Annotated in this window: 14 protein-coding genes and 1 tRNA gene; 8 read left to right on the forward strand and 7 right to left on the reverse strand. The window is 65.1% G+C overall.

What is annotated here, in order from left to right:
* The 4 genes from N539_RS16035 to N539_RS0107880 form a co-directional block, all read right to left on the reverse strand.
* Positions 1-2,225: Ig-like domain-containing protein (locus N539_RS16035; protein WP_197018374.1), on the reverse strand; the 2,225-nt coding region annotated here is incomplete at its 3' end.
* Between the two features lie 149 nt (positions 2,226-2,374).
* Complete coding sequence (locus N539_RS0107870; protein ID WP_028969835.1) at positions 2,375-3,109, reverse strand: haloacid dehalogenase type II; 735 nt, start codon at positions 3,107-3,109, stop codon at positions 2,375-2,377.
* A gap of 35 nt (positions 3,110-3,144) precedes the next feature.
* Positions 3,145-4,227: a sulfotransferase family protein gene (locus tag N539_RS0107875; RefSeq protein ID WP_028969836.1), complete on the reverse strand. Its 1,083-nt coding sequence runs from the start codon at positions 4,225-4,227 to the stop codon at positions 3,145-3,147.
* A 212-nt stretch (positions 4,228-4,439) separates the two neighbouring features.
* Complete coding sequence (locus tag N539_RS0107880; RefSeq protein WP_051531625.1) at positions 4,440-6,638, reverse strand: TonB-dependent receptor; 2,199 nt, start codon at positions 6,636-6,638, stop codon at positions 4,440-4,442.
* Positions 6,639-6,818: 180 nt separating this feature from the next.
* Here N539_RS0107880 and N539_RS16040 point away from each other — a divergent pair, with 180 nt between their 5' ends.
* Both N539_RS16040 and N539_RS0107890 read left to right on the forward strand, forming a co-directional pair.
* Complete coding sequence (locus tag N539_RS16040) at positions 6,819-7,454, forward strand: helix-turn-helix domain-containing protein (protein ID WP_081774260.1); 636 nt, start codon at positions 6,819-6,821, stop codon at positions 7,452-7,454.
* Positions 7,455-7,553: 99 nt separating this feature from the next.
* On the forward strand, positions 7,554-8,504 hold the full coding sequence (locus tag N539_RS0107890; protein WP_231462964.1) for a dipeptide epimerase: 951 nt from the start codon (positions 7,554-7,556) through the stop codon (positions 8,502-8,504).
* Between the two features lie 31 nt (positions 8,505-8,535).
* Here N539_RS0107890 and N539_RS0107895 read toward each other — a convergent pair.
* A tRNA-Ala gene (locus N539_RS0107895) sits at positions 8,536-8,611 on the reverse strand.
* A 227-nt stretch (positions 8,612-8,838) separates the two neighbouring features.
* Here N539_RS0107895 and N539_RS16045 point away from each other — a divergent pair.
* Positions 8,839-9,831, forward strand: a complete 993-nt coding sequence (locus N539_RS16045; protein WP_051531627.1) for a DUF2171 domain-containing protein — start codon at positions 8,839-8,841, stop codon at positions 9,829-9,831.
* A 129-nt stretch (positions 9,832-9,960) separates the two neighbouring features.
* On the forward strand, positions 9,961-10,947 hold the full coding sequence (locus N539_RS0107905; protein WP_028969839.1) for an NADP-dependent oxidoreductase: 987 nt from the start codon (positions 9,961-9,963) through the stop codon (positions 10,945-10,947).
* Here N539_RS0107905 and ypfJ read toward each other — a convergent pair.
* Positions 10,944-11,831 carry a KPN_02809 family neutral zinc metallopeptidase gene (gene ypfJ / locus N539_RS0107910; RefSeq protein WP_028969840.1) on the reverse strand — a complete coding sequence of 296 codons (888 nt, stop codon included), beginning with the start codon at positions 11,829-11,831 and terminating at the stop codon, positions 10,944-10,946. The two genes, N539_RS0107905 and ypfJ, sit on opposite strands and share 4 nt — an antisense overlap.
* An 80-nt stretch (positions 11,832-11,911) precedes the next feature.
* Between ypfJ and N539_RS0107915 the strand changes: the two genes are divergently transcribed.
* Both N539_RS0107915 and N539_RS0107920 read left to right on the forward strand, forming a co-directional pair.
* Positions 11,912-12,679 (forward strand): 3-hydroxybutyrate dehydrogenase, encoded by a 768-nt coding sequence (locus tag N539_RS0107915; RefSeq protein ID WP_028969841.1) that lies wholly within the window; start codon positions 11,912-11,914, stop codon positions 12,677-12,679.
* A gap of 10 nt (positions 12,680-12,689) precedes the next feature.
* Positions 12,690-13,310, forward strand: a complete 621-nt coding sequence (locus tag N539_RS0107920; RefSeq protein WP_037552641.1) for a DUF4893 domain-containing protein — start codon at positions 12,690-12,692, stop codon at positions 13,308-13,310.
* A 121-nt stretch (positions 13,311-13,431) separates the two neighbouring features.
* Here the strand turns inward: N539_RS0107920 and N539_RS0107925 are convergent, their stop codons facing one another.
* The gene (locus tag N539_RS0107925; protein WP_028969843.1) at positions 13,432-14,394 is read right to left on the reverse strand and encodes an aldo/keto reductase; all 963 of its coding nucleotides are present in this window, start codon (positions 14,392-14,394) and stop codon (positions 13,432-13,434) included.
* A 123-nt stretch (positions 14,395-14,517) separates the two neighbouring features.
* On the opposite strand from N539_RS0107925, the gene prsK reads away from it, so the two are divergent.
* The gene (gene prsK, locus N539_RS16050; RefSeq protein WP_037552643.1) at positions 14,518-16,608 is read left to right on the forward strand and encodes an XrtA/PEP-CTERM system histidine kinase PrsK; all 2,091 of its coding nucleotides are present in this window, start codon (positions 14,518-14,520) and stop codon (positions 16,606-16,608) included.
* A complete protein-coding gene (gene prsR, locus N539_RS0107935; RefSeq protein ID WP_028969844.1) occupies positions 16,605-17,966 on the forward strand; it encodes a PEP-CTERM-box response regulator transcription factor in 1,362 nt (453 codons plus the stop codon). Before prsK ends, prsR begins: the two co-directional genes overlap by 4 nt.
* Positions 17,967-17,984: the final 18 nt, after the last annotated feature.

Here is a 17,984-nt window from a genome sequence, read left to right on the forward strand (position 1 = left end):
ACCACATCGCCATCGACCGTGATCACCCGGCTCGCATCCGCATCGAGCGCGCTGAACGTCAGCGACCCGTCGTTGGTCAGAAGGTCGGCGCCATTCGCCCCGCTGTCGTTGCTCAGCGCCAGGCTCGCCGGGCTGATCGTCGTGTCGATCTCGATCGAAAGCGGTCCGGAAACCGCACTGACATTGCCGGCAGCATCGGTCGCGCTCGCCGTGAAATTGTAACTACCGTCGACCAAGTCCCCGCTGGTGAAGGCGAACACGCCCGGAGTGGAAGTCTCCACGGCGAACCCGACCGACACGCCACCCCGGAACACCTCCACCGTGGCGCCGTGCTCGGCGCTGATCGTCAGGCTCGGGCTCTTGTCGTTGGTGAGGTTGTCGGGCGTGACTCCGCTGTCGTCGGCGTAGCCGGTGATCAGTGGCGCATCAGGTTCCTTAGTGTCGATCGCGACCGAGTCGGTCGCGCCCGTCGCGCCCACGTTGAGGGCGAGATCGGTGTAGCTGCCGGTGACCGTCACCGAGCCATTGCCCTCAAAGCCGTCGGCGGCCGTGAACGTCCCCGTCCAGGTCACTCCGCCGTCGTTCGAGCTGAGTCCGCTCAAGGTCCCGCCAACCACCGTCACATCGGCGTTCGAGAATCCCGTCACCGCCTCACTGAACGTGATCGTCACTTCAGAGCTGGGGTCCGCGTCCGCCAGATTGGTATCCGCAATATCTACGCTCGCCGTCGGGTTCTTGGTGTCGATCGCGACCGAGTCCGTCGCACCCGTCACGCCCACGTTGAGCGCGAGATCGGTGTAGGCGCCGGTGACCGTCACCGAGCCCGAGACCTCGACCCCGTCGGTCGCCGTGAACGTCCCGGTCCAGGTCACCCCGCCGTCGCTCGAGCTGAGCGCGCCCAAGGTCCCGCCAACTACTGTCACATCGGCGTTCGAGAACCCCGTCACCGCCTCACTGAACGTGATCGTCACTTCAGAGCTGGGATCCGCGTCCGCCAGATTGGCATCCGTAATCGCCACGCTCGCCGTCGGGTTCTTGGTGTCGATGACAACGCTATCGCTGCCGCTGCCGCCAGCATTGCCCGCGGCGTCATTGTAGCCGCCCGCATTGACCGTAACCGAGCCGGTCGTCTCAACCCCGTTCGTGGCGGTGAACGTCCCCGTCCACGTGATCCCGCCGTCGCTAGAACTCAGCGCCGAGAGAGTCCCGCCCAGAACGGTCACGTCGGCATTGCTGAAGTTCTGAACGGCTTCGCTGAATGTGATCGTCACGACCGAGCTGTTGTCGCTGTCGGACAAATTCGCATCGACGATATTCACGGTTGACGTTGGGTTCTTGGTGTCGATTGCGACGCTGTCTGAAGCACCTGTCGCGCCGACGTTAAAAGCTGCATCCGTGTACGTACCGGTTACCTTCACGGACCCAGTGGTCTCGACCCCGTCCGTCGCGGTGAACATCCCGGTCCAGGTCACTCCGCCATCGCTGCTGGTCAGCGTGCCAAGTGTGCCCCCGACGACCGTAACGTCGGAGTTGTCGAACCCCGTAACAGCTTCACTGAACGTGATCGTGACGACCGAGCTGTTGTCGCCGTCGCTCAACGATGCGTCGACGATGTTCACCGCCGCGGTCGGGCGGACGATGTCCGAGTAACCGAACTCATTCTTGATCTGGAGGGTCTCGACCTGGGTAATCTGCAGGTTGAGCGTCTTGAAGGTATAGGTGGCGGTGCCCGCCTGGCCAGTGTTCGAGTTCAGCTGAGCGGCAACCCAGGCTTGGGCATATGCGATCTCGGCCATGATTGCCGGATCTGCGAGCTGATCGGCGTTCAGCCAGATCTGAACGACGTCCTTGTCGACCACGCTGTTGGTCTTCGAGCTAGCCGAACCCACGGCACCGGACCCGCCGTCGTAATTGTCGTAGCCGCTAAAACCGGACGTGCCGGCGTTTTGGTACGATCCGCCGGACACCGAAAAGGACGTTGAAGTCGAGGTTGCCGTGGCACCTACCCGCCACTGGTTCTCCCACGCCTTATAGATCAGTGTGTCGGCGCCAGAGCCGCCCAGGAGTTTGTCGATTCCGGACCCGCCATCCAGTACATCGTTGCCCGAGCCGCCGTTGAGCGTGTCGCTGCCGGCTCCTCCGCTTAGGAAGTCGTCGCCCGAACCGCCGACCAAATTATCGTTGCCACTGCCGCCATTAAGCGTCGTCGTACCACTCGCGCCCATGTCACATGCCCCCAACCGCCCTGACCCGCTCCCCGCGAGTCGTTAAAGAACCGTTTACCCTAACCAAAGTTAAGGTGGTCTGCCAAGGGTTTAGTAAAAGCCGCTGTCCCAAAGCGGGACAGCGGCTCAGAAGGGGACTGGACTTTTAGCTACGCCGACTCAGCGTCGGCCGAGTCCGCCAGCGCGACCAGCGTTGGGAAAGTGAAATCGGGACGGACCTCGGCTTTCGGCCTCAGGGTCGCGCCCCGGCCCTGCTGTCCGGCGCGGCGGTCGATCCATGCGGTGGCCAGGCCCATCGCCTTGGCCGGGACATGATCGTGGTAGAGGCTCTGGGCGACATGCAGCAGCTTGCCGCGCGGCACGCCCATCGCCTCGACGGCCTCGACCAGCGCTTCGAAGTTCCGGGGGTCGGGCTTGTACGAACCGAGGTCCTGCGCGGTGATGATGCGGTCGAACTCGATCCCCAGCCGCCGGTTGCTCTCGGCGAAACTCGCGCGGTCGACGTTCGACAGGATGACGAGCTGGTAGCGCGCCTTGAGCTGCCGCAGCGCGCCGGGGCTGTCGGGAAACGCCGGCCAGTCCCGGACCGATTGGCCGAAGCGCCGGCGTTCCTCAGGATCGTCGGCAACACCCCAGCGGGACGCGAGTGCGACCCAGGCCCGCGACAGGATCTCGGGATAAGGTTCGGCGGGATGCGCGGCTTCCGCGTCGCCCTCGGCCTCGGCATAGGCCTCGAGCGCGACCTGCGCGGTCGGCCGCGCCGACGCGCGGGCTAGCAGCGGCTCGAGCGCTTCGAGCAGCCCGGTCTCCCAGTCGATGAGGGTACCGTAGCAATCGAAACTCAAGGCTTCGAACTGTCCCAGCCTGGCTTGGGTCTCGGTCACTCGGCGCTCCACGAAACGGACGCGCGCGGCCTAGCTCACTGCGAGTAGGCGCGTCGATAGGGCTCCGCTCTCGCGCTCGCCGGTCCGCCGTTGGCCAGTTTCGCACCGAGGTCGCGGCTTGGCTGCAACCAGTGCGACAGGTCGCGCCCGACCAGTGCGCCGAGACGCTCGACCTCGCCCGTGAAATGACCGGCGATCTCGCGCTGCAGCGCCATCGGCATCGGATAAATGGGCGCCGACGTGCGGTTCCAGCGCAGCAGCCGGCGGCGCACCGCCATCAGCATTTCGAACGCGCCGTTCCCGGCGCCGTCCCGGGAATGGTGCTTGCGAAAGAACTCGGAGCCGAGGCGCTCCTTGATTGGTCCCGGCGGTTGCTTGAGAACCCGCTGCAGCCAGCGAAACTTGACCGACTGCCCCTCGCGGCTCGGTGAAAAGTCGACCGCGGGCTGGGGCTCGAGCCCGGCGAAGTCCATCAGTCGGCCATACTGCTCGGCCGGATTGGCAGCTAAATCGTCGAACACGAGCACCAGGCATCGCTCTCGCCCGACAGCTTTGAACAGTCGCTCGACATAGGTGCCGAAACGCGCCGCCTCGTCATAACGGAGGAGGCGCGCGTCCTGGCATGCGCGGGGCACTTTGCGTCCCTCCGCCCGGTCGGCCACCGCGGCCCATGCATTGGCGAAATCCGGGATTGTCTCCTGCCCTACATAGATCAGCCGGCGATGGAGCGAGGGGAGCATGGTGAGCGGATCGCGGACCGACACCACGAACCGGCTGTCGGGCCACAGGCGCAGGATAGGCTCGAGCCGCTCGGGCGAATAGAGGTAGGAGACCGAACCATCGACGCCGATCGAGCGATGCCCGTCGGCGCTGAAGAAGCGCCGCAAATAATCGCGCTCGACGCGCCGTTCCAGCTCCCGGTCCGGCAACCTCCTGAGGTCGTGCTGGGTGAAAAAGTGCGGTTCCTTGAGCGCCGGGAAGCGCACCGCCGGGTGGTCCTTGAGGAAGCGCGACAGGGTCGTGGTGCCGCACCGCGGGGCACCGGCGATGAACAGGAATCGCTCGAATCCGGCGGAGCTCGCCATCGGAAGCTTCAGGTCGTGCACTGCCATGTTCATGACCGAATATTACATTCCATTCATATTGGAAGCATCGCGGGAAAACCCGCGGCCAGCGGTTCCGATCCAACGGCTGAAAGGACGCCTAGGCACGCGCCAGGCTTAAAGCCCGTTAATCATCGGAGGATGGGGCTGGCGGAGCTGAGGGGAACCGAACCCCTGGCCTCTGCAGTGCGAACGTGTGCGACACACAAGGGTGGCGCATGATCAACTCAGTAGCGCGCGCCCAGCGACAGGCCGACGGTGCGCGGCATGATCACCGCTGCCGCTACATCGCCGTTCGTAGCCCCAAAGAAGCCGAGGTTCACAATACCCTTCGCGCCGGTGAGATTGCGCACAAATGCGTTGACCCGAAATTTGCCGACATCGACGCCGGCGTGGGCGTCGATCTGGCTGAATGAATCGAGCCGTCGTTGACCGGGAGGGGCGGGTGGCGGCGTAAAGTCGGAGGAGCGCCCGCCGGTATAATGCCAGCTGATCCCGGCCCGGCCAGTCAACGAACCGCTCAGCGGATGCTGATATTCGGCGCCGATCGTGCCCTGCCATTTCGGATTGTAGGGCAGCGGATCGCCCTTGAAGCCGCCAGCGAGCGGAGCGTCATCCGTGAGATAGGCGTCGACATAGGACCCGTTGGCATAAAGGGACAGGAAACGACTGGGGTTCGCACCGGCGGTGAACTCGATGCCCTTGCTGCGCGCGCCGTCGCCGTTCGCGTTCACGCCGATGCCTGCGATCTGGACAAGCAATTGGACGTCCTTCCAGTCGATCTGGAAGGCGGTCACCTCCAGCGACAGGAGATGGTCGGCGGTCTGGGTTTTCACCCCCACCTCGTAATTGGTCGTCGAGTCGGGGCCGAATTCGCGCGGAACCGCGTCAGGGGCTAACGGCGACACGGCATTCGGCCCGCCGGGCCGGTAACCCTTGGCGACCCGAGCATAGATCGTCGTGTTCCGGTTGGGCTTGAATTGCGGCGCAACCGAATAAGTGAAAGCACTGTCGGACGATTTGCCACCGAAGCTGATTGGGGGGCCCACAATGAAACCGCTCGTGTTCTGCTCCGAGCTTTGGCGATTGTGGCTGTAGCGGCCGCCGGCAGTCAGATCGAACCTCGGCGCAATATGCCAGGTCGCATTGGCGAATCCGGCGAGCTCACGATAACGCGACGGCAAGGCGGCAATGAGCAGCCCGTCGAGCGACGCGATGCGGTCGCCGCTGAGCGCGTCGATACCGAACAAATTCTGCGCGAGACGGTTGCTCTCATGCGTGTAGAAGCCGCCAAGCGTCCATTCGATCATTCTTCTATCCGTCGAGGCGAGCCGGACTTCCTCGGTGAACCGCCGCTGCCTCATTCCCTGGTCGAGTCCGGCGCCGAGCGGGACTCCCAATATCTGGGTGAGAAGCGCGCCATAGACGCCACTGGCATCCACCACTCCGGCCTGCTTCAGCGTTCCGTAGCTGGTGGCGGAGACCAGCGCGACGGGTCCGAAGTCATAGTCGATGGTCGCGTTGTATAGCCGATAGTCGATGTCGTTAGGCTCGTCGATCACGCGCTGGTGCGTGTATTTGCCGAGCGTCGGCTCGAGCGTGACCGGATCGAGGTCGACGATGTTCGTGCCGTTGCTGCGAATGTTCTGCATCAGTGCCGATGCGCGAATGCGAAGCGCCGGACTGGGCCGGGCCATGATTGACAGCCGTCCGCCGTAGGTCTTGCCGTCGTTGACGTCGGACCCATGCGCCGGGTCGTCGATATAGCCTGGATCGCTGCGATAGAAGCCGGTGGCGCGCATGGCGGCGTCGGTCCCAAACGGGATGTTCGCGGCGAGCCGGCCGTCATAGCCGATATCGCCGTGCGCCACGCTTTCGACGCCGATCTCGCCAGCGGCGGCGAACTCCCTCGGATTCGGAGTGACGGTCACGAACTTGACGAGACCGCCGAGCGAGTTGGCGCCATACAGCGTCCCCTGGGGGCCGCGCAGCACTTCGACGCGGTCAAGGTCGAACGGATCCAGGTCCGGCGCCAGCACTCCGCCGTTGGCCAAGGCGGTCGCCGATCCGAATGGCGCTTCGTCGATATACGTCGCGACCGTCGCACCGACGCCGCCCGTATTGATGCCACGGAGCACGATCCGGGACGAACCAGACTGGCTTTCGACGACGTTCGCGCTAGGGATTCGGGTCAGATAGTCCGACAATCGTTGAGCGTGCTGGTTCTCCAGCGTCTCGCTGGAGATCACCGACACGGATTGTGGCACGTCGAGCAGGCGTTGGCTGCGCTTCTGCGCGGTAATGATGATGTCGGGCTGGACCGCATCTTCGTTTGCAGCGGCCGGCGATTTCTCCGCGGATGTGGCTGCCGGCGCAACCGGCGGCTCGGCCGTCTGCGCAAACGCCGGAGCGCTGATCGCACTCAAGCAACAACTCGCTAACGACGCGGCGCCGCGGTATGTCATCGGTATGGCCCTCCTCGCCCAACGGTGACATCATGGCATTTGTTTCAAGAATGGCAACTGGTTTCTAATTTGGCGAAAGCCCGTCCTAACTCCGAGTTCGGCGCCGCCCCGGCGGCGGACCCTCCCTCGTCCAAGGGGCTGATGTCCGCGCCCAGCAGGGCACTGCGCAGCGCTCGCCTTGCGCAAGGTCTCAGCTTGCGCGCGCTCTCGGCCCGCGTCGGGATGCCTTATTCGACGCTGTCGAAGCTCGAAAACGGCAAGATGGCGCTCACCTATGACAAGCTCATCCGGCTCGCGCAGGCGCTCAACGTCGACATCAAGGACCTCGTGTCCGAAGGCGAGCAAGCGGCTACGCCGGCGGCGATCGGGCGCCGGAGCGTGACCCGTGCGGGTGAGGAACTCGACGCCGAATCCGAGCGCCACATTCATCATTATCCCGCCGCCGACCTCCTCGGGAAAATGATGATTCCGATCATCATCGACATTCAGGCGCGCAGCGTCGAGGAACTCGGCGGCCTCGTGCGGCACGCTGGCGAAGAATATCTCTATGTCCTGCGCGGCATGATGGAACTTCATTCGGATCTCTACGAGCCGCTTCGGCTCGGTCCTGGCGATTCCGTGTATTTCGACAGCGGAATGGCTCATGGCTACGTGCGCGTCAGTCCCGACTCGTGCACCGTTCTGACGGTGTGCGCAGGCGCCGGCATGCAGCAGCTCGCCGGCGCCGCCGGCAAGAGCTGGCGCTTTTCGACCGAAGGCGTCCAGCGCTCCAAATAATGTTTCGATATTTGAAACATAGTCTGTCTCTGCTATGCCAACGGAATGACATCGATCACCCACAGGCGAACGCTCGGCGTACAGCGAGCGGCGGCGCGAATGACGGAACCCTTTCGGATTTCCGGTTACGTTTTCGAGGCGATGCCTGCGGTGATCGCGGCCATAAGCGACGGACGGCACATCGGCCGCGGAGAGGCCGCGGGCGTCTATTATCTCGGTGACGATCAAGATCGCATGGTTTCGACGATCGAAGAGATGCAGCCGTATATCGAAGGCGGTCTCTCAAGGCTGGAATTGCAGCAGGCATTACCCCCGTGCGGCGCGCGCAACGCGCTCGATTGCGCTTTGTGGGAGCTTGAATCGAAGCTCGCCCGCATGCCCGTTTGGACGCTGGCGGGCGTTCCCGAGCCGAGGCCGTTGACATCGACCTTCACGCTGCCAGCAGACGATCCGCAAACATTGGCTGAAAAGATCCCGCGCCTGTCCTTCGCCAAGGCGATCAAACTGAAGCTCGAAGGCGACATTGCGATCGATCGAGAACGGATCGCAGTCGTCAGGAAGGCGAGGCCGGACGCATGGCTCGCGGTCGATGCCAATCAGGGGTTCGCGGCGAGCGATCTGGACGACCTTGCCCAAATCGCGAGCGAGTTCTCGGTCGCGCTCATTGAGCAGCCGGTCAGGCGGGGCGAGGAATCCGCTTTGGAGGGCTGGCGCCCGGGCGTCCCCGTCGCCGCCGATGAAAGCATCGTTGATCTCAATGAGTTTTACGAGCGAGCCGCCTATTTCGATGTCGTCAACATCAAGCTCGACAAGTGCGGCGGCCTGACCGAGGGCCTGAAGATGGCGGACGCTGCGCGATCCGCGGGGAAACAGATCATGGTCGGGAACATGGGCGGATCGACGCTCGCGATGGCGCCCGCCTTCGTCCTTGGCCAGCTCTGCCAGGTGGTGGATCTCGACGGACCGATCGCGCTTGCGGATGATCCGCTCGCGAGCGAGATCTACCGCGATGGCGAGATTTTCGTCAGCGAGGCAATCTGGGGCGGGTAGGCTAAGTGCCTGGTTTCACATAAGCTTAGGCTGGTGGAGCTGAGGGGAATCGAACCCCTGACCTCTGCAGTGCGATTGCAGCGCTCTCCCATCTGAGCTACAGCCCCGCGCCAGCCATTCAGGTAGACCCGACGTCATGTTCGGGCCCTGGGAGGCGGCTCCCTAGCCGCGATTTTCCACCCTTGCAATCGCTCGTCTCGCCAGGCGTTCGCCTTGCCGTTTTGGCGCAGCAGACGGCCTTCCGTGCAGGAACGTCTTCGAGCGCGCGATTGTTTTTCCTTCGGTTTCCAAAGCCGGCATCTGGCCGGCCGGTTCACGTACTGGAGGACGAACGATGGCATATGACCGCTACGATACACGCAACGAACGTGGGCGATGGTCGAACGACCGCACCGGCGAGCGCGGCCGCTTTCGCGATGACAATTACGGCCCCTGCGCCGGCGGGCCGTCCAGAAACGACCAGGACCGCGGCTTCTTCGAGCGGGCGGGCGACGAGATCGCCTCCTGGTTCGGCGACGACGATGCCGAGCGGCGCCGCGACCGCGACCGCCGCTTTGAGGAGCGCGGCTACGGCCCCTCACGTTTCGGCCGCGACGATGACCGCGGCCGCGACTGGGATCGCGGACGCGACGAGGACCGCGGCTTCCTGAGCTCGGGCGGCTACCGCGGGCATGGTGGCGGCGGCGCGCTTCGCGACCGTTCGCGCCAGGGCGACCTCAGCCACGCGCCCGGGTTCGAAGGTGGGTCGCAGCCGATATTCGGTGGTTACACCGCAGCGGAATCGCTCGGCGACCGCAGTCACGATTATCGGCCCATGACCGGCGACTACGGCCGGAACGAGAGCCAGCGCGAGCACGGCGGCTCAGGGCACATGGATCCGCACTATCATTCGTGGCGGCGCCGCCAGATCGACGAACTGGACAGCGACTACGAAGATTATCGCCGCGAGAACCAGTCGCGCTTCGACCAAGACTTCTCCGACTGGCGCACGCGCCGCCAGGCCAAGCGCGGCCTGCTCGTCCAGGTCCGCGAACATATGAAAGTCGTCGGCAATGACGATGAGCATGTCGGCACAGTCGACCGCGCCGCCGGCGACCGGATCATCCTCACCAAATCCGATCCGGAAAGCGGCGGCGCGCACCATTCGCTGAGCTGCGCGGACATCGACCGCGTCGAGGGCGATCGGGTGATCCTCGATTGCTCGGCCGACCAAGCCAAACAGCGCTGGCGCGACGAAAGCCGCAGCCGCGCATTGTTCGAGCGCGAGGACCAGGGCGAGATGGGCCCGCGGACGCTCGATCGCAGCTTCGAGGGCACCTACCGCTGACAAGACGGTAGTTGATCAGCCTCCCGTTCGAAGGGAGGCATTCCAGGCCCGGCCGGGCCGTCCCCTTCCCGGCCGGGCCTTTTTCGTGCGCCGCAAGCGGCCTATGCCAATGCCGGAAGGAGATCTCGCATGGTCCGTGCCTGGCATCTCAAGAGCCGCCCGCATGGCCTTCCCGCCGCCGACGATTTCGAGCTGAAAGACGTTGCGCTTCCCGAGCTCGGCGAGGGCATGGTTCGCGTGCGCAACCGCTGGCTGTCGGTCGACCCCTACATGCGCGGCCGGATGAATGACGCGAAGAGCTATATCGCGCCGTTCCAGCTCGGGGAGCCGATGGATGGCGGCGCGATCGGCGAGGTGCTCGAAAGCAGGGCCGACGGCTTCGCCCCCGGCGACCTCGTCCAGCATATGGCCGGCTGGCGCGATGAGGCCGTGGTGCCCGCGCGCGCGGTGAACAAACTGCCCGATTTCGCAGTCGAACCGCAGCAGTTCCTCGGTGTCCTTGGCGTTCCCGGCGCCACGGCATGGTTCGGCCTGCTCGACGTTGCTGCTGCCAAACCGGGAGAAACGGTATTCGTGTCGGCGGCGGCCGGCGCGGTCGGATCGGCGGTGGTCCAGATCGCCAAGGCCAAGGGGATGACGGTCGTCGGCTCGGCCGGAGCCGCGGACAAGTGCAACTATGTCCGGTCGCTCGGCGCTGATCACGTGCTCGATTATAAGGCCGGCCCGATCCGCAAGTCGCTCGCCGCCGCTGTGCCCGACGGGATCGACGTCTATTTCGACAATGTCGGCGGCGATCATTTCGACGCGGCGCTGGCCCTCGCCCGCAACCACGCTCGGTTCGCAATCTGCGGGATGATCGGGGACTATAACTCGGCTGAACCGCCGAGCTTCCGATTCATGACCCGGATCATCGCCGCGCGGATCCGCATCCGAGGCTTCCTCGTCATCGATTATATGGGCCGGATGGGGGAGTTCTACGCCGGCATGGCCCCGTTGGTCGCGAGCGGCGCGGTCACTTCACGCGACACGGTTTACGACGGGCTGGAGGCCGCGCCCGATGCTTTCCTCGGCCTGTTCAGCGGCGCGAACACGGGGAAAATGCTGGTCCGCCTCTAGAATTTGCAGACGCTCGGATTGCCGCTCTTATAGCCGCGCTGGAGCGCTTCCATGCGTTGCGCCGAGGTGCCGTGCGTAAAGCTGTCGGGCACGACCACACCCTGGCTCTGCTTCTGCAGCGTATCATCGCCGATCGCTTCCGCGGCACGCAAGCCTTCCTCGAAGTCGCCTGGCTCCATCACCGACCGGCCTTGCGAATCCTTCGCGTTCGCGGCCCATACCCCGGCGTAGCAATCGGCTTGCAGCTCGACCTTGACCTGAACGGCATTGCCTTCCGCCTCGCTCCCCCTCGCCTGTAGATTATGCGCCTGTTCCAGCGTGCCTTCGAGGTCCTGGACGTGATGGCCGACCTCGTGCGCGATCACATAGGCCTGCGCGAAGTCGCCGGGCGCCTGGAAGCGCTGCGACAGTTCATTGAAGAATTCGGTGTCGAGATAAATCTTGCCGTCCGTCGGACAATAGAAGGGGCCCATCGCCGACTGGGCCTGGCCGCAACCGGAAGGATATCCTTGGGAGTAAGCGACCAGAGTCGTCGGCTGATATTTGCCGCCGAGCAGCTTGCTCCACGTGTCCTCGGTCGAGGCAAGCACCTGTCGGACAAAATGCGCGGTGTTCGGATCGAGCGTGCTCTTGCCTGCCGGCGCGCTCTGCTGCGTGCCCGGGACCAGGCTTCCGCCACCCCCTCCGCCGAGGCCGCCGAGCGAGCTTAGCAGGAAGTAACCGATGACCAGCACGACCACGCCGCCGATCCCGAAACGGCTGGCGACCATCGGCAGCAGGCACCCCAGCGCATTGCCGCCACCGCCGCCCAAGCCGAACCCGCCGCCGCTTCGACCGGTGACATCCTCGAAATTGCTGCTTTCGCGCTCGTCGCCGAACCGCATGACTATCCTCCTGCTTCACCGCCCAATGCTCCGCTGCCGTTACGGTTGCAATTGTCCGCCCAGCCGCCATTGCAGCAGCCATGATTCTGACTGGAAAAGCGGCACTCGTGACCGGCTCGACCTCGGGCATTGGACTGGCCATCGCCAAGGCGCTTGCGGCCGAAGGCGCGAAGCTGATGATCAACGGCTTCGGCGATCCGGGGGAGATTGAGCGCGAGTGCGCGGAGCTCGGCGCCATCCACGACGGCGCCGATATGTCGAAACCCGACGAGATCGAACGCATGATGAAGCGCTGTGCCGACGAGCTCGGCGGGCCCGATATCCTCGTCAACAACGCCGGCATCCAGCACGTTGCGCCGGTCGAGGACTTCCCGCCGGAAAAGTGGGACGCGATCATCGCCATCAACCTGTCAGCCGCGTTCCACACGACGCGGCTCGCGATCCCGGCAATGAAGGCGAAAGGCTGGGGCCGGATCATCAACACGGCGAGCGCGCACAGCCTCGTCGCCTCGCCCAACAAATCGGCCTATGTCGCCGCCAAGCATGGTATCGCCGGCCTGACCAAGACGGTCGCGCTGGAGGCCGCGCGCGACGGAGTCACCGTCAACTGCATCTCGCCGGGCTATGTCTGGACGCCGCTGGTCGAGCAGCAGATCCCCGACACGATGAAGAGCCGCGGCCTGACGCGCGAGCAGGTGATGAACGACGTCCTCCTCGCCGCCCAGCCGACCAAGCGCTTTGTCACGCCGGAGGAGGTGGCCGCGCTGGCGGTCTTCCTGTGCCGGGACGAAGCGGCGTCGATCACCGGCGCAAATCTCAGCATGGACGGCGGCTGGACGGCTGCCTAGGCTGGCGCAGATGCGCTGTTCCGTTCTCCTCGCCGCAATCCTGTTGCCGGCCTGCAGCCTCATCGAGCAGCCGGCCACGATGATCCCGCGCTGGACCGTGGCGTGGCGCGAAGCTGCGAAACCGAGCGACGAGAAGCGGCTCCACGATTGGCGAAAAACGTTCGTCGCCGCGCTCGACGCCGCCCGCAAGTCGGGTCATTCGGCGGACATCGCGCGCGAAGGAGCGTTGCTCGACCCCGATGCGGCGCTCGGGCCGCCGCCGATCCCCGACGGGACCTACCGCTGCCGCGTCATCAAGCTTGGCACGAAGAGCCCCGGCATGCTCGATTACGTCTCCTACCCGGCCTTCACCTGTGTGGTTCGGGCCGAACGAAGCCTCCAGAGCTTCACCAAGACCGGCGGCTCGCAGCGCATCGTGGGGCTGATCTTCCCTGGCGATGCGATGCGGCAAGTCCTGCTCGGCACCTTGGTGCTCGGAGATGAAGAACGAGCGATGCAATATGGCCAGGACGAAACTCGCGATATCGCCGGCTATGTCGAACGCATCGGCCCGAGCCGGTGGCGGCTGGTGATGCCGCAGCCGCATTTCGAATCGCAGCTCGACGTGATCGAGTTGGTTCCCGCCGGCTGACGTTGCCAAACAGCATTGGGAACCCCGCCGTGCGATCTGGGTTTGGGGTGGCGCATCCCTCCCCCGGATGCCTGTGGAGCGGTCCGACCCCTTGCCCCTCCACAGAGCGGTCGGGCCGCTTCTAGCCTGGAATAGCCGGTTCGACCTCCACGCTCGCGGCGTCGAGCCGCGACATCTGACCGGCGGATAGCTTGAGATCGATCGCCGCGGTCAGTTCCGCGAGCTGATCGAGGCTGGTCGCGCTCGCCAGCGCGGCGGTGATTCCCGGCTGGGCCATGGTCCAGGCCAGCGCAACCGTCGCCAGCGGTTCGCCGGTCTCGCCTGAAACCGCGTCGAGCGCGTCGAGCACATGCTGGCCGCGCCCTTCGAGATAGGCGATGTTGCGGAGCCCCCGCGGGCTTTTGTCGAGATCGGCCTTGTTGCGATACTTGCCGGTCAGGAATCCGTTGGCGAGGCTGTAGAAAGGGAAAATGCCGAGGCCGTATCCGAGCGCGGTGTCGCGCAGCTCGCCTTCGAGCTTCCCGCGCTCGACCATATTGTACCAGGTCTGCAGGCAGCACGGCTTGTGCAAGCCGTTCGCGGCCGCCGTCTGCATCGCTTCCCGCAGCCGCGGCGCGGTGAATTGCGACAGGCCGATTTCACGGATCTTGCCGGCTTTGACGAGATCATCGAACACGCCGAGGCTGTCGGCGAGCGGCACGCTTTCGTCGTCCTTGTGCTGATAATAAAGGTCGATCGTGTCGATCCCGAGCCGCTGCAGCGAGGCGTCGCAAGCCGGTCCGATCGTCTCGGGCTTGAGACCCGCCATGAACCCGACCTTGGTGGCGATGACCACTTTATCGCGCTTTTCCGGGTTACGCTTAAGCCAGCGGCCGATCACGCTCTCGCTCTCGCCGCCCTGGTTGCCGGGCACCCACGCCGAATAGACATCGGCGGTGTCGATCATCGTCCCGCCCGCGTCGACAAAAGCGTCGAGGATCGCGAAGCTCGTGGTTTCGTCCGCGGTCCAGCGGAACACGTTGCCGCCGAGCGCGAGCGGCGCGATCTCGATCGGGCTGTCGCCGATCCTTCGCTTTTCGACCATTTCACGCCTCCTCGAGGATCCGGCGCTGCTGTGCTTTCCGCGCGATTTGCGCAAGCGTTCACCACTTATTTGTAAAATTTAGCGACACCCTTCACCCATGTCGGTCGATTTGACAGTGACGCGATGACCTCGCTCGCCTCCTTCTGGAGCTACGCGCTCGCCGCGTGCCTGTTCGCGTCGCTCATCCTGTGGCGGTTGCGCGGACGCGTCGAGGGCACCGCGCGCCTGCTGGTCGCGGGTTATTTCGCGACGGCGGTGTGGGCGTCGGTCAGCGCCATGCGTGGCCCGACGGACCTGCTGACCATGCCGGCCGAAACGCTGCGGAATCTCGTCTGGCTGGTGATGCTTCATGCGATGTGGAGCGACATCAAGGATGAAGCGCGATCGGCTCTGCGCCTGGTGTTCGGCGCGGTGGCGCTGGTGATCGGCACGCAATTGGCGCTCAACCTGCTGATGCTGCTGACGCCGCTCGGCGCGGACCTGTCGCAGGATGTGCTGATGAGCGAGCGACTGTTGCGCATCACCATGGCGTCGGGCGCGCTGGTCCTGCTCCACAATCTCTATGGCCAGGCGACCCCCGCCAGCCGGGTCGCGATCCGCGGGCCGATGCTCGGGCTCAGCCTGATGTGGGGTTACGACCTCAATCTTTACACGCTCGCGTACCTCCATGCCCCGGGGGCAGCGCAGCTGTTCGATTGGCGCGGCGTCGTCGTCGCGATTGCCGGGGCGCTGTTCGTCGTCAGCCAGCCGAGCCGCGACACGCTGCGCATCCGACTTTCGCGCGCCGCGACCTTCCAGTCGCTGTCGATGCTCGGCATCTGCATCTATTTCGCGGTGATGGCGCTGGTCGCGACCGCGCTTCGCCGCAGCCACCTCGACTGGGCGGCCATCGGCACCGCGATCGGACTTTGCGCGATGATCGTCGCCACCGCCGTGCTCGCGCTGTCGCATTGGGCGCGAGGCTGGGCGAAAGTGAAGATCGCCAAGCATCTCTTCGAGCATCGCTATGACTATCGCAGTGAGTGGCTGCGCTTCGCGGACACGGTCGGCCGCTCGGACGGCGACGCGCTGCCCATCGGCGAGCGGCTGATCAAGGCCTTCGCCGATATTCTCGAAGCGCCCGGTGGGCTGTTGCTGGTTCCCGACAGCAGCGGCGCATTGACCGCCGCGGCCGCGTGGAACTGGACCGGCCAGACGCCGGCGCAGTGCGGTCCGGATGAAAGCCGACCCTTTTGGTCGTCGGTCGAACATGCCGGCCGCATCCTCGACCTCGATGCCTATCGACGCGGCGTCCTGGGCGACACCGACCGGCAGGTTCTGATGCCTGAGTGGCTGGCCAATGACGGCAACGCCTGGGCGGGCGTGCCCCTAATCCACCACGAGCGCCTAATCGGCCTCGTGCTGCTCGGCGCGCCTGAATATCGCCGGCCGCTCGACTGGGAGGACTTCGATCTTCTGCGCACCGCCGGGCGCCAGGCGGCCAGTTCGCTCGCCGAATCGTTTAGCCAGGAAGCGCTTGCCGACGCGCGCCGGTTCGAGGAATTCAACCGCCGCTTCGCCTTCATCCTGCATGACGTGAAGAACCTCGTCAGCCAACTCTCGCTGCTCGCCCGCAACGCCGAGCGCCACGCCGACAACCCCGACTTCCGCGCCGACATGGTCGCGACGCTTCAGGGTTCGGTGGGCAAGATGAACGAGCTGCTCGCCCGCCTCGCTCCGCACTCTCCGGCGCGGGTCCAGCGCCTTGCGCCCGAGCCCTTGCGCGTCGTGCTGACGGCGGCGATTGCTGCACGCCGCGGCGACCATGACGTCCGCCTGCTCGGCGACACCAACCAATGGGCGCTGTTCGATGCCACTGCGCTCGAGCAAGCGATCGGGCACCTCCTGCAGAACGCCGTCGAAGCCTGCTCGCCCGCGCTGCCGGTCACGGTCCGGGTCGGCAATACCGCCGACAATGTCTCGATCGCCATCACCGACAAAGGCGTCGGCATGGATTCCGATTTCCTTCGCAACCGACTGTTCCAGCCTTTCGCCTCGAGCAAGCCGGGCGGCTTCGGCATCGGCGCCTTCGAGGCGCGCTCGCTGATCACCGCGATGGGCGGCCGTCTCACCGTCAACAGCCAGCCCGGGCGGGGCACAACCTTTACTATCATGCTGCCGACCGCAGAGGCGAACTCTGGGCCGGCCAAACAACCCGAACGGAAACGCGCATGACCGATAAAATCCCACTCCCCGTGCTGCTCGTCGTTGAGGATGACGAGGGTCTGCAGCGGCAGCTCAAATGGGCCTATGAAGGCTATGAGGTGGTCTGCGCCGGAGACCGCGAGGCGGCCATCGAAGCGCTTCGTGCCCATGAGCCCGCGGTCGTCACCCTCGACCTCGGCCTTCCGCCCGACCCCGACGGCACCACCGAGGGTTTCGGCACGCTCGAGGAGATTCTTCGTCTCAAGCCCGACACCAAGGTCATCGTGGCGACCGGACACGGCGCGCACGAAAGCGCGCTGAAGGCCATCGCGCTCGGCGCCTACGATTTCTACCGCAAGCCGGTCGACATCGACGCGCTCGGGATGATTGTCTCCCGTGCCTTCCACCTCCACGGCATCGAGACCGAGAACCGCCGGCTCGAAGGCAATTCCGCCAGCACGGTGCTTGGATCGATTGTCACCGCTGCCCCCGAAATGCTGACCGTCGGCCGCACGATCGAGCGCGTCGCCAGCGCCGACGTCTCGGTCATGCTGCTCGGCGCCAGCGGCACCGGCAAGGAGCTGCTCGCCCAGGCCGTGCACGAAAAGAGCGGCCGCAAGGGCGCCTTCGTTGCGATCAATTGCGCCGCGATCCCCGAGAACTTGCTCGAGGCCGAGCTGTTCGGCTATGAGCGCGGCGCCTTCACCGGCGCGGTCAAGTCGAACATCGGCAAGATTGAGCTGGCCCAAGGCGGGACCCTGTTCCTTGATGAGGTCGGCGACATCCCGCTGCCGCTCCAGGTCAAGCTGCTGCGCTTTCTCCAGGAGCGCGTGATCGAGCGCATCGGCGGGCGCCAGCCGATCGCCGTCGACACCCGGATCGTCTGCGCGACCCACCAGGACCTGGAGGCGATGATCGTCGACGGACGCTTCCGCGAAGACCTCTACTATCGCCTCGCCGAAATCGTCGTGAAGATCCCGTCGCTGGCCGAACGGTCGGGCGACGCCGTCCTGCTCGCCCGTCATTTCGTCAACCGCTTCAGCCGCGAGCTCAACCCGGCGGTGCAATCCCTGTCGCCCGACGCGCTCGCCGCGATCGATGCTTACGCCTGGCCGGGCAACGTCCGCGAGCTCGAAAACCGCATCAAGCGCGCGGTGATCATGGCCGATGGGCGCAGCATCGGCGCCGGCGATCTCGACCTCCGTCCGACCGCCGACGAGCAACCGGTGTTGATCAACCTGCGCGCCGCGCGCGAGACCGCCGACCGCAGGGCGATCCGCCAGGCGATGAGCCGCACCGACAACAACATTTCGGGCGCGGCGAAGCTGCTCGGGATCAGCCGCCCGACGCTCTACGACCTGCTCAAACAATATCGTCTGCAAGCGTAAGGCTGCCTTCGACGAACG

The sequence above is a fragment of the Sphingomonas sp. URHD0057 genome (genome assembly GCF_000620665.1).
In the GTDB taxonomy this organism is placed as follows: Bacteria; Pseudomonadota; Alphaproteobacteria; order Sphingomonadales; family Sphingomonadaceae; genus Sphingomicrobium.